Origin of the sequence: Pseudomonas rhizosphaerae (genome assembly GCF_000761155.1) — a bacterium.
In the GTDB taxonomy this organism is placed as follows: Bacteria; Pseudomonadota; Gammaproteobacteria; order Pseudomonadales; family Pseudomonadaceae; genus Aquipseudomonas; species Aquipseudomonas rhizosphaerae.
The window spans coordinates 4,189,259-4,203,066 of sequence record NZ_CP009533.1; the positions used below are offsets into that span (position 1 = coordinate 4,189,259).

Annotated in this window: 16 protein-coding genes; 9 read left to right on the forward strand and 7 right to left on the reverse strand. The window is 63.6% G+C overall.

The features are described from left to right. Positions 1-6: 6 nt before the first annotated feature. From LT40_RS18500 to LT40_RS18520, 5 genes are all read left to right on the forward strand, one after another. Positions 7-1,401 carry an MFS transporter gene (locus LT40_RS18500; RefSeq protein ID WP_043192551.1) on the forward strand — a complete coding sequence of 465 codons (1,395 nt, stop codon included), beginning with the start codon at positions 7-9 and terminating at the stop codon, positions 1,399-1,401. A 9-nt stretch (positions 1,402-1,410) separates the two neighbouring features. Continuing rightward, positions 1,411-1,941 (forward strand): single-stranded DNA-binding protein, encoded by a 531-nt coding sequence (locus LT40_RS18505; RefSeq protein WP_043192553.1) that lies wholly within the window; start codon positions 1,411-1,413, stop codon positions 1,939-1,941. Positions 1,942-2,232: 291 nt separating this feature from the next. Beyond that, positions 2,233-3,366 carry an acyltransferase family protein gene (locus LT40_RS18510; protein WP_043192555.1) on the forward strand — a complete coding sequence of 378 codons (1,134 nt, stop codon included), beginning with the start codon at positions 2,233-2,235 and terminating at the stop codon, positions 3,364-3,366. Positions 3,367-3,527: 161 nt separating this feature from the next. Further along, positions 3,528-4,412: a sugar nucleotide-binding protein gene (locus tag LT40_RS18515; RefSeq protein WP_043192557.1), complete on the forward strand. Its 885-nt coding sequence runs from the start codon at positions 3,528-3,530 to the stop codon at positions 4,410-4,412. After that, positions 4,405-5,334 (forward strand): NAD-dependent epimerase/dehydratase family protein, encoded by a 930-nt coding sequence (locus LT40_RS18520; RefSeq protein ID WP_043192560.1) that lies wholly within the window; start codon positions 4,405-4,407, stop codon positions 5,332-5,334. Before LT40_RS18515 ends, LT40_RS18520 begins: the two co-directional genes overlap by 8 nt. 65 nt (positions 5,335-5,399) lie before the next feature. Here the strand turns inward: LT40_RS18520 and LT40_RS18525 are convergent, their stop codons facing one another. The 5 genes from LT40_RS18525 to LT40_RS18545 all read right to left on the reverse strand — a co-directional run bounded on the left by LT40_RS18525 (position 5,400) and on the right by LT40_RS18545 (position 9,301). After that, on the reverse strand, positions 5,400-6,098 hold the full coding sequence (locus LT40_RS18525) for an OmpW/AlkL family protein (protein ID WP_043192562.1): 699 nt from the start codon (positions 6,096-6,098) through the stop codon (positions 5,400-5,402). A gap of 94 nt (positions 6,099-6,192) precedes the next feature. Beyond that, positions 6,193-6,708 carry a DUF3299 domain-containing protein gene (locus tag LT40_RS18530; RefSeq protein WP_043192564.1) on the reverse strand — a complete coding sequence of 172 codons (516 nt, stop codon included), beginning with the start codon at positions 6,706-6,708 and terminating at the stop codon, positions 6,193-6,195. A gap of 11 nt (positions 6,709-6,719) precedes the next feature. Beyond that, the gene (locus LT40_RS18535; protein ID WP_043192566.1) at positions 6,720-7,985 is read right to left on the reverse strand and encodes an ABC transporter permease; all 1,266 of its coding nucleotides are present in this window, start codon (positions 7,983-7,985) and stop codon (positions 6,720-6,722) included. Next, on the reverse strand, positions 7,985-8,704 hold the full coding sequence (locus LT40_RS18540) for an ABC transporter ATP-binding protein (RefSeq protein ID WP_043192568.1): 720 nt from the start codon (positions 8,702-8,704) through the stop codon (positions 7,985-7,987). The genes LT40_RS18535 and LT40_RS18540 overlap by 1 nt, the downstream gene beginning before the upstream one ends. Before the next feature lie 3 nt (positions 8,705-8,707). Further along, the gene (locus LT40_RS18545; RefSeq protein ID WP_043192569.1) at positions 8,708-9,301 is read right to left on the reverse strand and encodes a DUF2796 domain-containing protein; all 594 of its coding nucleotides are present in this window, start codon (positions 9,299-9,301) and stop codon (positions 8,708-8,710) included. Between the two features lie 183 nt (positions 9,302-9,484). On the opposite strand from LT40_RS18545, the gene LT40_RS18550 reads away from it, so the two are divergent. Beyond that, the gene (locus tag LT40_RS18550; protein ID WP_043192571.1) at positions 9,485-9,853 is read left to right on the forward strand and encodes a hypothetical protein; all 369 of its coding nucleotides are present in this window, start codon (positions 9,485-9,487) and stop codon (positions 9,851-9,853) included. Between the two features lie 40 nt (positions 9,854-9,893). Here the strand turns inward: LT40_RS18550 and trxA are convergent, their stop codons facing one another. After that, complete coding sequence (gene trxA / locus LT40_RS18555; RefSeq protein WP_043192573.1) at positions 9,894-10,766, reverse strand: thioredoxin; 873 nt, start codon at positions 10,764-10,766, stop codon at positions 9,894-9,896. 100 nt (positions 10,767-10,866) lie between these two features. Continuing rightward, positions 10,867-11,328 carry a YbaY family lipoprotein gene (locus tag LT40_RS18560; protein ID WP_043192575.1) on the reverse strand — a complete coding sequence of 154 codons (462 nt, stop codon included), beginning with the start codon at positions 11,326-11,328 and terminating at the stop codon, positions 10,867-10,869. A 107-nt stretch (positions 11,329-11,435) separates the two neighbouring features. On the opposite strand from LT40_RS18560, the gene nrdR reads away from it, so the two are divergent. From nrdR to LT40_RS18575, 3 genes are read left to right on the forward strand one after another with little or no spacing between them, the layout of a single operon-like run. Next, positions 11,436-11,900 (forward strand): transcriptional regulator NrdR, encoded by a 465-nt coding sequence (gene nrdR, locus LT40_RS18565; protein WP_161804299.1) that lies wholly within the window; start codon positions 11,436-11,438, stop codon positions 11,898-11,900. Between the two features lie 5 nt (positions 11,901-11,905). Further along, a complete protein-coding gene (gene ribD, locus LT40_RS18570) occupies positions 11,906-13,069 on the forward strand; it encodes a bifunctional diaminohydroxyphosphoribosylaminopyrimidine deaminase/5-amino-6-(5-phosphoribosylamino)uracil reductase RibD (RefSeq protein WP_043192580.1) in 1,164 nt (387 codons plus the stop codon). A gap of 45 nt (positions 13,070-13,114) precedes the next feature. After that, on the forward strand, positions 13,115-13,777 hold the full coding sequence (locus tag LT40_RS18575) for a riboflavin synthase (RefSeq protein ID WP_043192581.1): 663 nt from the start codon (positions 13,115-13,117) through the stop codon (positions 13,775-13,777). Positions 13,778-13,808 lie beyond the last annotated feature (31 nt).

Sequence of the window (13,808 nt, forward strand, 5' to 3'; positions counted from 1 at the left end):
TTATCCATGCACGATCCCCACAGCGAACGCATGAGCAGCGGTGAAACCCGCGCAGCCAGCGGGCTGGCCCTGGTGTTCGCTTTCCGCATGCTGGGCATGTTCATGGTCCTGCCGGTACTGGCGACCTATGGCATGGACCTAGCAGGTGCCACCCCGGCCTTGATAGGTCTGGCGATCGGTGCCTATGGCTTGACTCAAGCTTTTCTACAGATTCCTTTCGGGGTCATCTCCGACCGCATCGGCCGTCGCCCGGTGATCTACGGTGGCTTGGTGATCTTCGCCATCGGCAGTGTGGTCGCGGCCCAGGCCGACTCCATCTGGGGCGTGATCGCCGGACGCATCCTGCAGGGCGCGGGTGCGATATCGGCGGCAGTCATGGCGCTGCTTTCGGACCTGACCCGCGAGCAGAACCGCACCAAGGCCATGGCCATGATTGGCATGAGCATCGGTGTGTCCTTCGCCGTGGCGATGGTGGTCGGGCCGCTGCTGACCCGCGCCTTCGGCCTGCATGGGCTGTTCCTGGCTACCGGCGTGCTGGCCTTGGTCGGCATCGCCCTGGTGGCTTTCGTCGTGCCCAAGGCGACGGCCCACACGCGGCATCGCGAGTCGGGCGTGGCCCGGGGCGAGATGCTGGCCACGCTCAAGCACCCCGACCTGCTGCGCCTGGACCTGGGCATTTTCGTCCTGCATTCGATCCTGATGGCCAGCTTTGTGGCCTTGCCACTGGCGCTGGTGGAACGCGCCGGCTTGCCCAAGGAAGAGCATTGGTGGGTTTACCTGACGGCCTTGGTCGTATCTTTTTTCGCAATGATTCCGTTCATCATCTACGGCGAAAAGAAGCGCAAGATGAAGCGTGTTCTGCTGGGCGCGGTGGCAACCCTGATGCTGGTGGAGCTGTTCTTCTGGGAGTTCGGCAGTGGCCTGAAGGCGCTGGTGATTGGCACGGTGGTGTTCTTCACCGCGTTCAACCTGCTCGAGGCGTCGCTGCCTTCGTTGATCAGCAAGGTCTCGCCAGCGGGCGGCAAGGGCACGGCCATGGGCGTGTATTCCACCAGTCAGTTCCTGGGGTCGGCCATGGGCGGCATCCTCGGTGGCTGGCTGTTCCAGCACGGTGGCCTGGGTGTGGTCTTCATCGGATGCGCGGCGCTGTGCGCCCTGTGGCTGGCCATAGCTGTTACTATGCGCGAACCACCCTACGTGACCAGTCTGCGCTTGCCGCTTTCGCCCCAAGCGATGCGCGAGACGGGATTGGCCGAGCGGCTGAAAACCGTGCCCGGTGTAACAGATGCGGTGGTGGTGGCCGAAGAGGCCGCCATCTATATCAAATTGGACAAAGAAATTTTGGATCGCACCGCCCTCGAGCGCCTGGTCAACCCAGCGCCGACAGCATGCGAAGCCTAGGAGAACGATATGGCCCGTGGGGTTAACAAAGTCATTTTGGTCGGCACCTGTGGTCAGGATCCGGAAGTTCGCTACCTGCCCAACGGCAACGCGGTCACCAACCTGAGCCTGGCCACCAGCGAGCAGTGGACCGACAAGCAGAGCGGCCAGAAGGTCGAGCGTACCGAGTGGCACCGTGTGTCGATGTTCGGCAAGGTTGCGGAGATCGCCGGTGAGTACCTGCGCAAAGGCTCGCAGGTGTACATCGAAGGCAAGCTGCAGACCCGCGAGTGGGAAAAGGACGGTATCAAGCGCTACACCACCGAGATCATCGTCGACATGCAGGGCACCATGCAGCTGTTGGGCGGCCGTCCGCAGAACAACGACCAGCAGGGCGGCGGTGGCAACAACTACCAGCAGTCGGCACCGGCCCCACGTCAGCAGGCGCCGCGTCCACAGCAGTCGGCACCGCAGCAGCGTTCGGCTCCGCCTGCCCAGCAGCAGCCGGCGCAGCAACCGGCTCCGGACTTTGACAGCTTTGATGATGATATTCCGTTCTAAGCTGCCTGCCTGAACCGAAAAAGCCCCGCTGCCACCCGGCAGCGGGGCTTTTTGTTGCTCGCCAAAAAGCAGGCGAGGTCGCGGCTTCCAATCGGCCTTCGCAGCCTGATTTGGCGTCAGTTTTTCAGCTGTTTTTGCAGCGGCAAAATATAAATATATGCATCGCGTATTCCCTTGCCCTGGCCCCGTCGCTTCACTAAGATTTTTCGAAATTCGCAGCCCTGTTGCCCACGTGCTGTCGCTTACAGCGCATTGCCTGCAGCCGATACACCCTTCGAACGGAATCAACCCATGGCTTCAGGTCAACGCTTTCACGTGCTCGACAGTCTTCGCGGCATCTGCGCACTGGCGGTGGTGTTGTACCACCTGCACGTGGTGGGCAGCCTGACCGAGCTGGCGTTCTTTCGCAGTGCCGATCTGTTCGTCGACTTTTTCTTCGTGCTCAGCGGGTTCGTGATCACTCACGCCTATGGTGCGCGGCATGACCTGGACCTGCGGCGGTTCTTTATCCTGCGTACCTTTCGCCTGGCGCCATTGCATGTGTGCCTGTTGGGGGTGTTCATCCTCTTCGAGTTCGTGAAGTGGGGAGCGGCACAGCAAGGTGTGAGCTTCAACAAGGAACCGTTCACGGGCATGTATGCACCTTCGCAGATCCTGCCCAACCTGTTGCTGATCCAGGCATGGACGCCGTTGACCGAGAACATGTCGTTCAACTATCCGTCCTGGAGCATCAGCATCGAGTACTACATGTACCTGGTCTTTGCTGCCGTGGTGCTGTGCACGTCGGCGCGTCGCGTGCTGGTGTGGGCGGGGATCGTGATCGGCGCTGGGGCGCTTTTGTACAGTGGGGCGGGGCCGTTTACTGCGCTGGCCTACAAGGGGCTGGCGTGCTTCTTCGCAGGGGCCCTGTGCTACAAGGTTTTCGAGATTCTGCGCCGAAAGGGGCAATTGGGGTTCAGGGTGGCTTCGCTGCTGGAAGTCCTGGCGGGCGGGTTGATTGTGTGGACCCTGAGCAGCGACGATCCGAACAAGGCCGTGCTGGCCAGTGGGCTGTTCTGCCTGACGGTGACCTTGTATGCATTCGATGCCGGGGTCGTTTCCAGCCTGCTCAAGATGCGTCTGTTCGAGTTGCTGGGGCGGCTGTCGTACTCGATCTACCTGACCCATGTGATCATTTTGAGTGTGTTGATCCTGCTGTTCATGGTGCTGGAGAAGAAGACCGGCCTGACGCTGGCGCCGGTGTTCGGGGATTTCCGCTACCTGGACAGTGGCTACGTGTGGCTCAACAACCTGATCGTGGCCTTGGTGCTGTTGGCGGTGGTGGGGATTTCGTTTGTTACCTACCACCTGATCGAGGTCAACGGACAGAAGCTGGGCCGCCGTCTGCTGGGGCAGCGGATGCCCGTGCAGGCCGTGCCTGGCTGAGGTGTCGGGGCTGCCAAGAGCCCCTGTTTTTGATAGCGCGTGACGTCAGCGTCAGAAAAACGCAAAATGGCTGTTCGATTCGAGTGCGGGCGAAGGTTTCATTGTCGACCACGCGCCTGTGGTTAATCTGAACTGTCAATTTGAACGGACCTGCTGACTCTATGCGAATGCGCCTTATGCTATTGGGCGGTGGGAATGCCCTGGGGCATGCGCTGATTCGCCTTGGAGCGGAAGAAGGCATCGGCTTCCTGGCCCCGCGCCCGCCGGACAACGGTTGGGATGTGGCGAGCCTCACCGACCTGCTCGATGAAACCCGCCCCGATGCGCTGATCAACCTGGCGTACTACTTCGACTGGTTTCAGGCCGATGCAGTGAGCCAGGCGCGCCTGGACCAACAAGAAATCGCCGTGGAGCGCTTGGCCGAGCGGTGCCAGGAGCATCAGATCGTGCTTTTGCAGCCTTCCAGCTATCGCGTGTTCGATGGCTCGCGGGCCACTGCCTATAGCGAAAAGGACGAGCCGGTGCCTTTGGGCCTGCGCGGCCAGGCTTTGTGGCGCATCGAGCAGAGCGTACGCGCGGCCTGCCCGCGGCACGTGCTGCTGCGTTTCGGCTGGTTGCTCGACGACAGCGCCGACGGTGTGCTGGGGCGCTACCTGCGGCGCGCCGAGCTGCCGCAGCCGTTGCCCCTGGCCGATGATCGGCGCGGCAATCCGACCCCTGTGGACGATGCCGCGCGGGTGATTCTTTCGGTGCTCAAGCAACTGGACTGCGAAGCGCCACTGTGGGGCACCTACCACTACGCCGGCAACGAGGCGACTACTGCATTGGCCCTGGGCCAGGCGATCATCAGCGAAGCCAAGACGATGCATTCGTTGGCAATCGATGCACCTACCGCCCAGGCCCACGCCGCACGGCCTGATGCAGGGGAAGAGCCGCAACACGCGGTACTGGCCTGCAAGAAAATCCTGCACACCTTCGGCATCAAGCCGCGCGCCTGGCGTTCGGGCCTGCCGAGCCTTCTGGACAGATACTACCGACATGGCTGATACACCCATTCTGATCACCGGCGGCGCCGGTTTCATTGGCTCTCATCTGGTGGATGCATTGCTGGCCGAGGGTCACTCGGTGCGGGTGCTGGATGACTTGTCCACGGGCAAGCGCAGCAACCTGCCAATGGAAAACCCCAGGTTGGAGCTGATCGAAGGCGATGTCGCCGACGCGACGCTGATGACCCAGGTGGTGCGTGACTGCAAGGCGGTGGTGCACCTGGCGGCCGTCGCTTCGGTGCAGGCCTCGGTGGACGATCCGGTGAAAACCCATCAGAGCAACTTCATCGGCACCTTGAACCTGTGCGAGGCCATGCGCCTGGCAGGGGTCAAGCGAGTGCTGTTCGCTTCCAGCGCCGCAGTGTATGGCAACAATGGCGAGGGCGAAGCGGTTGGCGAAGACACCACCAAGGCGCCGCTGACGCCTTACGCAGCCGACAAGCTGGCCAGCGAGTACTACCTGGACTTCTACCGTCGCGAGCACGGCCTGGAGCCGGTTGTGTTTCGCTTCTTCAATATCTACGGGCCGAGGCAGGATCCTTCCTCGCCGTATTCGGGCGTCATCAGTATTTTCAGCGAGCGGGCGCAGCGCGGGCAGCCTATCAGTCTGTTCGGCGACGGCGAGCAGACCCGCGATTTCTTCTATGTGGGTGATCTGGTGACCTTGCTGATGCAAGGGTTGCAGCAGCCGACTGTGCAAGCAGGGCCGGTGAACGTGGGGCTGAATCAGGCGACTTCGTTGAATGAGCTGCTGGCGGGGCTGGGCGCGGTGCTCGGCGGTTTGCCGGCGGTGAGCCATGGGCCGGCGCGGGGCGGCGATATCCGTCACTCACGGGCCGACAATACCCGGCTGCTGGAACGTTTCGAACTGGGGCCGGTGACGCCGCTGGAAGAAGGGCTGCGGCGTCTGCTGGGGTTATAGGCTTTTCACTTTTGCGTGCCAGCCCACGCCCGCAATGGGCGAAGGGCGGGCGGCGGTAAGCGCGTCTAGAACTTGTAGCCCACGCCGACCATGTACACCCACGGGTCGACTTCCAGGTCGACCTTGGTACGGCCCACGCCCAGCGCGGTAGGGCCGTCGACGCTGGCCTTGGTGTCGATGTCGACGTACCAGACCGATGCGTTGACCATCATGTGCTCGCTGAGCATGTAGTCGAACCCCAGTTGCCCGGCGATGCCCACCGAATCCTGAATCTTGAGATTGTTGAAGCCCTGTTGCTTGCGCGCACCACTTAGGTCTTCGTCGTAGAACAGGGTGTAGTTGATGCCGACGCCGGCGTACGGTTGGAAGCGTGAGGTCGGTGCCAGTGGGTAGTACTGCAGGGACAGGGTAGGGGGCAGTTGTTTGACGTCCGCCAGTTTGCCGTCAAGCCCGGCGATGCCGGTGGCAGCGCTGACTCCGCGCACGCCCACGGTGTGCTGGAACGGCGTGGCCGCCAGCAGCTCGATGCCGACGTGGTCGGTGAGCATGTAGGCGAAGGCCAGGCCCAGTTGGGTGTCGCTGTCCAGAGTGGCCTTGGTGCCCGCGACCTTGACGCCGTCTAGCTTGAGCTGGCCGCTGTCTTCATTGGGCGCGGTGGTGGCGGCACCGGCGCGGATGATCAGATCGCCAGCCTGGTGTGCCTGGGCCAGGGGGGCTGCCAGCGCCATGGCAATCAGAGAGGCGCCGAGCAAGGACTTGTTCATGGGGGCTCCATTGGATAGTGCGAAGGAAATTCGCCCAATGGTAGTCAGTACACCGGCTCGGCTTTTTGATCTGGCTCAATGAAAGGCCAATGGCTCAGTCCGGCAGCTCGTAGGCATAGATCTTCGCGGCAGCCATCTGGTAGCCCGCCTGCGCCAGGTCACTGCTGCTGGCCTTGACCTGCATGGGCCCCTCGATCCAGTAGGGCTGGTAGAGCTCTTCGACCTTGACGCCGACCGCGCTGGTCACGTGCACGATCTGGTTGGACGGCGGCGGTGGCACATGGATGCAGGCGCCGAAGTAGGGCACCAGGAGAAACTCGGTGGTTCGACCGGCCTCGTTCACTTCCAGCGGCACGATGTAGCCGGGGATGCGCAACTGCTGCCCGTCCAGTGCCTGGACCACCGGTGCATCGGGCGCCTGCTGGTGGGCTGCGGGTCCGGCTTCGGCCAGGGCGGTGCCCATCTGCGCCAGGTCGTGCATGGGTGTCATCTGTGGCACCAGCTTGGGCGCATCCGGCGGGATCAGCGCCTCCCAGCTGACTTCCTTGAGCTCGGCCGCGGACAGCGACAGGCTGGTCAACAGCAACAGGGCCATTACCGCGCGCAACATAGGTTGAATCCTCACAAGTGAATCGACAAACCGTCGGCCAGGGATTGCCGATAGGCGCGCCAGGCCGGTATCGCGCCCATGACCACGGCGGCCGCGAGGATGATCCCCAGCAACGACCACTCATAGGCACTGGGCAGGCTCAGTGGCAGGTACAGACCGTAGTTGGACTGCACGTAGCCTTGGGCGCAGGCAATGCTCAGGTACAACAATGCCATGCCAGCCAGGATCCCCACCAGCGCCAAGGAAAAGGCTTCGAGAATCAGCAAGCCGGCGATGTGCCAGGGGCGCGCACCGACCGAGCGCAGGATGGCCATTTCGCGACGTCGCTCGTTGAGGCTGGTGACGATCGCCGTGAGCATGCCGATCAGACCGGTGAGCACGACGAACACCGAAATGACGAACAAAGCCTGCTCCGCGGTACCCATCAGGCTCCACAACTCCTGCAGGGCCACGCCGGGAAGAATCGCCATCAGTGGCTCGCCGCGAAACTCGTTGATGTCGCGTTGCAGGGCGAAGGTGGCGATCTTGCTGTTGAGGCCGACCATGAAGGCGGTGATGGCGCTGGGTGTCAGGTCCATGTTGCGTGCTTGGTCGGCGCTTATTCGCCCGGCACCGCGAGCCGGTACGCCGTTTTTCCAGTCGATGTGGATGGCTTCCATGCCGCCCAGGCTGATGTGCAGCGTGCGGTCGACCGGTGTGCCGGTGCGCGCGAGGATGCCGACGACGGTGAACGGCTTGTCGTCGTGCTTGACCAGGCTGATGGCCGCCACGCCGTGAGCCAGCACCAGTTTGTCGCCGAGCTTGTAGTGCAAGGCGTCGGCCACCTCAGCGCCAAGCACGACTTCGAAGGGATCGGTCTGGAAGGCGCGGCCCTGGGCCAGTTGCAGGGACTGCCGGCGACCGTACTGGTAGTGCTCGAAGTAACTCTGGTTGGTGCCCATGACCCGGTAGCCGCGATGCGAGTCACCCAGCGAGATGGGGATGGCCCATTTGACCTGGGGGCTGTTGGCGTAATGCTCGAAGCTGTCCCAGCGAATGTTGTTGGTGGCGTTGCCGATGCGGAACACCGAGTAGAGCAGCAGGTTCACCGAGCCGGAGCGGGCGCCGACGATCAGGTCGGTGCCGCTGACGGTGCTGGCGAAGCTGGCACGGGCTTCGTGGCGCACACGTTCCACAGCCAGCAACAGGCACACCGAGAGGGCAATGGCGAAAGCGGTCAGAAACGCGGTGAAGCGGCGGTTGGCCAGGCTGGCCAGGGCAAGACGAAGCAGGTACATCAAGACACCTCGGATGAGGCAGGGCGCGCTGCGCGATTGAGCTCGGCCAGGGACAGATGGCGGTCGAACAGGGGGGCCAGGCTTTGATCGTGGCTGACGAACAGCAGGCTCGAGCCCGCTGCGCGGCATTCGGCGAACAGCAGTTGAATGAAGGCTTCGCGGGCATCGCTGTCCAGGGCCGAAGTCGGCTCGTCGGCGATCACCAGTTCGGGCTGGCCGATCAGCGCGCGTGCGGCCGCCACCCGTTGCTGCTGACCGATCGACAGGGTATCGGCACGGCGCTGGAGCAGGTCCGGGTCGCTCAGGCCAAGGTGGGCCAGCAGCTGCGTGGCTGCCTGCGCGACACTGCCATGGCGCTGCCCGGCACGATCGGCGCGGCGTCGGGAGAAGCGGCAGGGCAGTTCCACGTTCTCGCGTACCGACAGAAACGGCAGCAAGTTAAATTGCTGGAAGATGTAGCCAGTGTGCTCGACGCGAAACCGGTCACGGGCGGCGAAGCTCAGCTCGCTCAGGTTCTGTCCAAGCAAATGGACGCTGCCGCGTTGTGGGGTGTGCACGCCACCGAGCAAGCCAAGCAGGGTGGTTTTGCCACTGCCGCTGGGGCCTTTGAGAAAGAGGGTTTCCCCACACTCCAGGCGGAACGCAGGGATATCCAGCAACATCGCTTGGCCGGGCCAGGCAAAGCCCAGTTCGGCCAGCTCGATCAATGCATCGCTCATGGGTCAGAATTTCAGGCTGCTGTGCGTGGGAGTGAGGTCCGTGCCCTGTTGGCCGGACGGGCCGATCAGTTGTACCTGAATTTTCTGGGTGGCGGGGAAGGTGCTGAACAGGCGAGCCAGGTCCAAGTGGTCAAGGGCCTTTGGTGACGCGCAGGTGAAGTGGTAGTGGGCGTGAATCTCGCTGTGCTCGTGATGGTGCTCATCGCCCTGTTTGGCTTGCGTGGCGCTGTGCTCGTGATCCGGCTTGTCGCCGAACAACGGGCTTTCCAGTTCCTGGTCGGTGACCTTGCAGCCAGCGGCGGCGGGCAAGCTGAACAGCGCCAGGGGTTGCTCCAGGGTCTTGCGGGCTGCGGCAACCTTGGCTTTATCGGCATCACTGCTGGCGGCGTGTTCGAAACCCACCAGGTTCATGGCCGGGCTTTGCAACTCCAGTTCCAGCGTCTGGCCATCCAGGGCAGCGTCCAGGCGGGCCACGCCATGTTCATGGGCGCCGAGGCTGCCGTGCTCGTGTTCATGCTCGTGATCGTGGCCTTCCTCGTGGGCGTGGGCGACGAGGGGCAGCAGGGCAAAGGGCAGGGCAAGCATGAGACGGCGCATAAAGGAATCTCGTGAGCGGTATGGAAACGCAATGTTATAACAAATTTACATTGTACTGCCATGTATGGACGAAGATTCATGTTCGCTTCAGGCAATGCGTGCGACTGACATGAAGCCGATGGCGGGATTGCGTCACCGATGAGGCGCTGCTACAACGATCCCTCGTTATGAAAGGGTATCGGCATGATCAGAATCAAAGGCACCGTGGGCCACTTGCCGGTGGACCTGGCCATAGAGATAGACGCTCAGGACTGGGCACACCTTGCCGGGCACTTTACGCGGTTGCCCGAGGCTGCGACCGGGTCCGAAGGCGCTTCAACGACGGCAACCACGGCCGCCCACAGCAAGACCGGGGACGATGGCGCCTGGCACAGCGTGCTGTTGCTGCTTGAGCAGGCAGGGCGCATCGAGGGGCCGGCGTTGCTGGATCAGGTTCAGGGGTTGGTGGGCGACGTGGCGGCTGGCAAGCGGATGCTGGTACGCCTGCGCCATTGTCCGCAGGTGAAGGTGGAAGCCGGCGCGGATGCACCGGTCTATTGCTGGGTCGGCTAGCGGGAAGGACCGCTCGCCTGGCAGGTCCCTGCGCAACCCATCAGTACAGGGCGGCGAACAACTTGCGGCGGTAGGTGGTCACCAGTGGGTGATCGTTGCCGAGCAATTCGAACACTTGCAGCAGCGTCTTGTGCGGCAACCCTTCGCTGTAGCTGCGATTGCGCATGAACAATTGCAGCAGGCCGTCGAGTGCCGCTTCGTAGTGCTGGCGCGACAGCTGCTGGATGCATAACTGGTACGCCGCTTCGTCGTCGCCCGCGTCGCGAGCCAGGCGAGCCTTGAGATCCGCCACATCGGGCAGGGCCTTGGCCTGGCGCAGGAACGTCAGCTGCGCCTTGGCGCCGGCCAGTGCGGCCTTGTGCTCGTCGCCACTGACGGCATCGAGCACCTGCTGTGCCTCGTCCAGCTCGCCGCGTTCGGCCAGGCAGCGGGCGAACAGGATCAGCGCGCCAGGGTTGGCATTGTCTTCGGCAAGCAGCCCTTTCAACGTCTGCTCGGCCTCGCCGAAGCGGCTCTCGTTGAACAGCGCCTGCGCCTGTTCGAGCGGATCGGCTGCCGCCGGGGGCGGCATCTGGACATGGGGTTCGAGCATCGCACGGATGGCCGATTCCGGCTGTGCGCCGGCGAAGCCGTCTACCGGCTGGCCGTCCTTGAACAGCACCACGGTAGGCAAGCTGCGAATGCCGAAACGGCCGACGATGTCGGGCTCGGCGTCGCAGTCGACCTTGGCCAGCACCAGCTCGCCTGCGTAGCCTTCGGCAATCTGTTGCAGCAAGGGCATCAGCACCTTACAGGGCGCGCACCACTCGGCCCAGAAATCCACCAGCACAGGCTTGATGTAGGAATTCTGGATGACGGACTGATCGAAATCGGCAGTGGTCACGTCGAAGATGTAGGGGGTTTCTTGACTCATGTGAATCTCGAGGATCAGCGGTTCGGTGGACTATAAGGGATTCGAATCAGGCCCACCACCGCCGCTCGGGTGGCCAGGCGGTGGGCATTGCCGGGCCGCTTCAAGGGGCCTTGATCATTTCCAGGTTGCCCAATAGCTGCGTGGTTGGCTGGCTGATCTGCACGGCGGGCAGGTGCAGGATCAACTGCCCCGACTGACTGGCACGTGCGCGCAGCTCGACCCGCGAGCCGGCCGGGAAAGCCTCGGCGGCAAAGCGCAGTTGGAAGGGCAGTGGTTGCGCGGTGCCGCGTTGCTTGGCGCTGGCCAGCAGTTTCTGCGGGCGTCCCTTCGAGTCGATGACCAGCAGGGCCATCTCGACTTCGGCGCCGGCAGGCACGCCGAGCAGGTTGCCGCTGAGCTGGCGCTGGTAGGCCGGCAACGGGCCGAGGTCGACGGGTGCCTTGATGACCGGCGCGGGTGCGGCTGCAGGCGGCGTGACGCTGGCCGCAGGCTTGGGCGCATCACTGCTGCAGGCGGCGAGCAGGCTGAAAAGAGCGAGCAGAACGAGCGACTTGGACGGCATTTCGAGACCCAACGAAAGTAGAACCGTCTGTATACCGCAAAGGCTCGGGCTTGTCTTGCCAGTGGGATGCGCTACCATGGCCCTCCCTTTTTTTGTTGCCTGCCACCATGCACTGTCCCTTCTGCGGTGCCAACGACACCAAGGTCATCGATTCACGTCTGGTCGCCGAAGGCGAGCAGGTTCGCCGGCGCCGTGAGTGCCTGGCCTGCGGTGAACGGTTCACCACCTTCGAAACCGCCGAACTGGTGCTGCCGCGGCTGATCAAGCAAGACGGCAGTCGCCAGCCTTTCGACGAGGAAAAACTGCGCGCCGGCATGCAGCGAGCGTTGGAAAAGCGCCCGGTCAGCGTCGAGCGCCTCGAAGCGGCCCTGGTGCACATCAAGCATCAGTTGCGCGCCACGGGCGAGCGTGAGGTCAAGTCGCTGGTCGTGGGCGAGTGGGTCATGACCGAGCTGCAGAAGCTCGATGAAGTGGCCTATATCCGTTTCGCCTCGGTCTACCGACGCTTCCAGGATCTGGACGAATTTCGCGAGGAAATCGACCGCCTGGCCCGCGAGCCCGCCAAGGAGTGACCTGCATGTCCGACCTGGCAGCCAACGACGCCCTGCACATGGCCCGCGCTCTGGAACTGGCGCGCAAGGGGGTGTATTCCACGCACCCCAACCCGCGTGTGGGTTGCGTGCTCGTGCGAGACGGCGAAACGGTCGGCGAAGGCTGGCATGTGCAGGCCGGAGGCCCCCATGCCGAAGTGCATGCGTTGCGCCAGGCCGGCGATCGCGCACGGGGTGCCACGGCCTACGTGACGCTGGAGCCGTGCAGCCACCACGGGCGTACGCCGCCATGCGCCGATGCCTTGGTCGAAGCGGGGGTGGCGCGGGTGGTGGTGGCGATGCAGGATCCCAATCCGCAGGTGGCCGGAAAGGGCCTGGAGCGCCTGCGGCAAGCGGGCATCGCCGTCACCTGTCCGCTGCTCGCCACTGAGGCCCGCGCGCTGAACCCGGGGTTTCTCAAACGCATGGAACAGGGCCGGCCTTACGTCCGCGTGAAGCTGGCCATGAGTCTGGACGGGCGTACGGCCATGGCCAGTGGCGAGAGCCAATGGATCACCGGCCCCGCCGCGCGCTCGGCGGTACAGCGCCTACGGGCCCAGTCCAGTGCTGTGTTGACCGGTGCCGACAGCGTGATCGCCGATGGCGCGCGCATGACCGTACGCGCCACCGAGCTGGGCCTGGATGCCGAGACCACTGAGCTGGCCACTCGCCGGGTGCCGCTGCGCATTCTGATCGACGGCCGCCTGCGGGTGCCGCTGGATGCGCCGTTCTTCCAGGCCGGGCCAGCGCTGGTGGTGACCTGTGCAGACCCGGCAGCCCATCTGCAATACGCCCGGGACGGCCATGAGCTGTTGAGCCTGCCGGGTGAGGATGGGCGGGTCGATCTGCCGCAGCTGTCCATCGAATTGGCACGGCGGGGCATCAATGAGCTGCTCGTGGAAGCCGGGGCGAGCCTAGCGGGTGCCTTCGCTCGCCAGGGCCTGGTGGACGAATACCAGATCTTCATTGCCGCCAAGTTCATGGGTTCCACGGCGCGGCCGTTGCTCGACTGGCCGTTGGCGCGCATGAGCGAGGCGGCGCCTTTGCAGATCATCGAAATGACGGCGGTGGGCGAAGACTGGCGTGTGATCGCCGTCCCGGCCGCGCCCTTCGCACCGCCACCCGCTACGGCGCCGGCAAAGCGCGTATAATTTTCGGCTTGCGCCTGGCGCCAGCTTTGTTCTCGAGGAGGACTCATGTTCACCGGCATCATCGAATCCATCGGCAGCATCCGTGCGTTGACCCCCAAGGGCGGTGACGTGCGCGTCCACGTGGACACCGGCAAGCTCGACCTGGCCGACGTCAAGCTTGGCGACAGCATTGCCATCAACGGCGTCTGCCTCACGGCCGTCGAACTGCCGGGCAACGGTTTCGTTGCCGACGTCAGCCGCGAAACCCTGGACTGCACTGCATTTCATCAGCTCAAGAACGGCAGCCGGGTCAACCTCGAAAAGGCCCTGACTCCCACCACGCGCCTGGGCGGGCATCTGGTCAGCGGTCATGTCGACGGTGTCGGCGAAGTGGTCTCGCGTCAGGAAAACGCCCGTGCGGTGGAATTCCGCATCCGTGCGCCCAAGGAATTGGCCAAGTACATCGCCCACAAGGGCTCGATCACCGTCGACGGTACCAGCCTGACGGTGAACGCCGTGGACGGCGCCGAGTTCGCCCTGACTATCATTCCGCACACGCTGAGCGAAACCATCATGGACGACTACCGTCCCGGTCGCCTGGTCAACCTGGAGGTCGATCTGCTGGCGCGTTACCTGGAGCGTCTGCTGCTGGGCGACAAGGCCAGCGAGTCGAGCCATGGCGGGATCAGCGAAAGCTTTCTGGCCGCCAACGGCTACCTGAAATCCTGAACAGCGCGCTGTTCTGAACACAAGGGGGTGC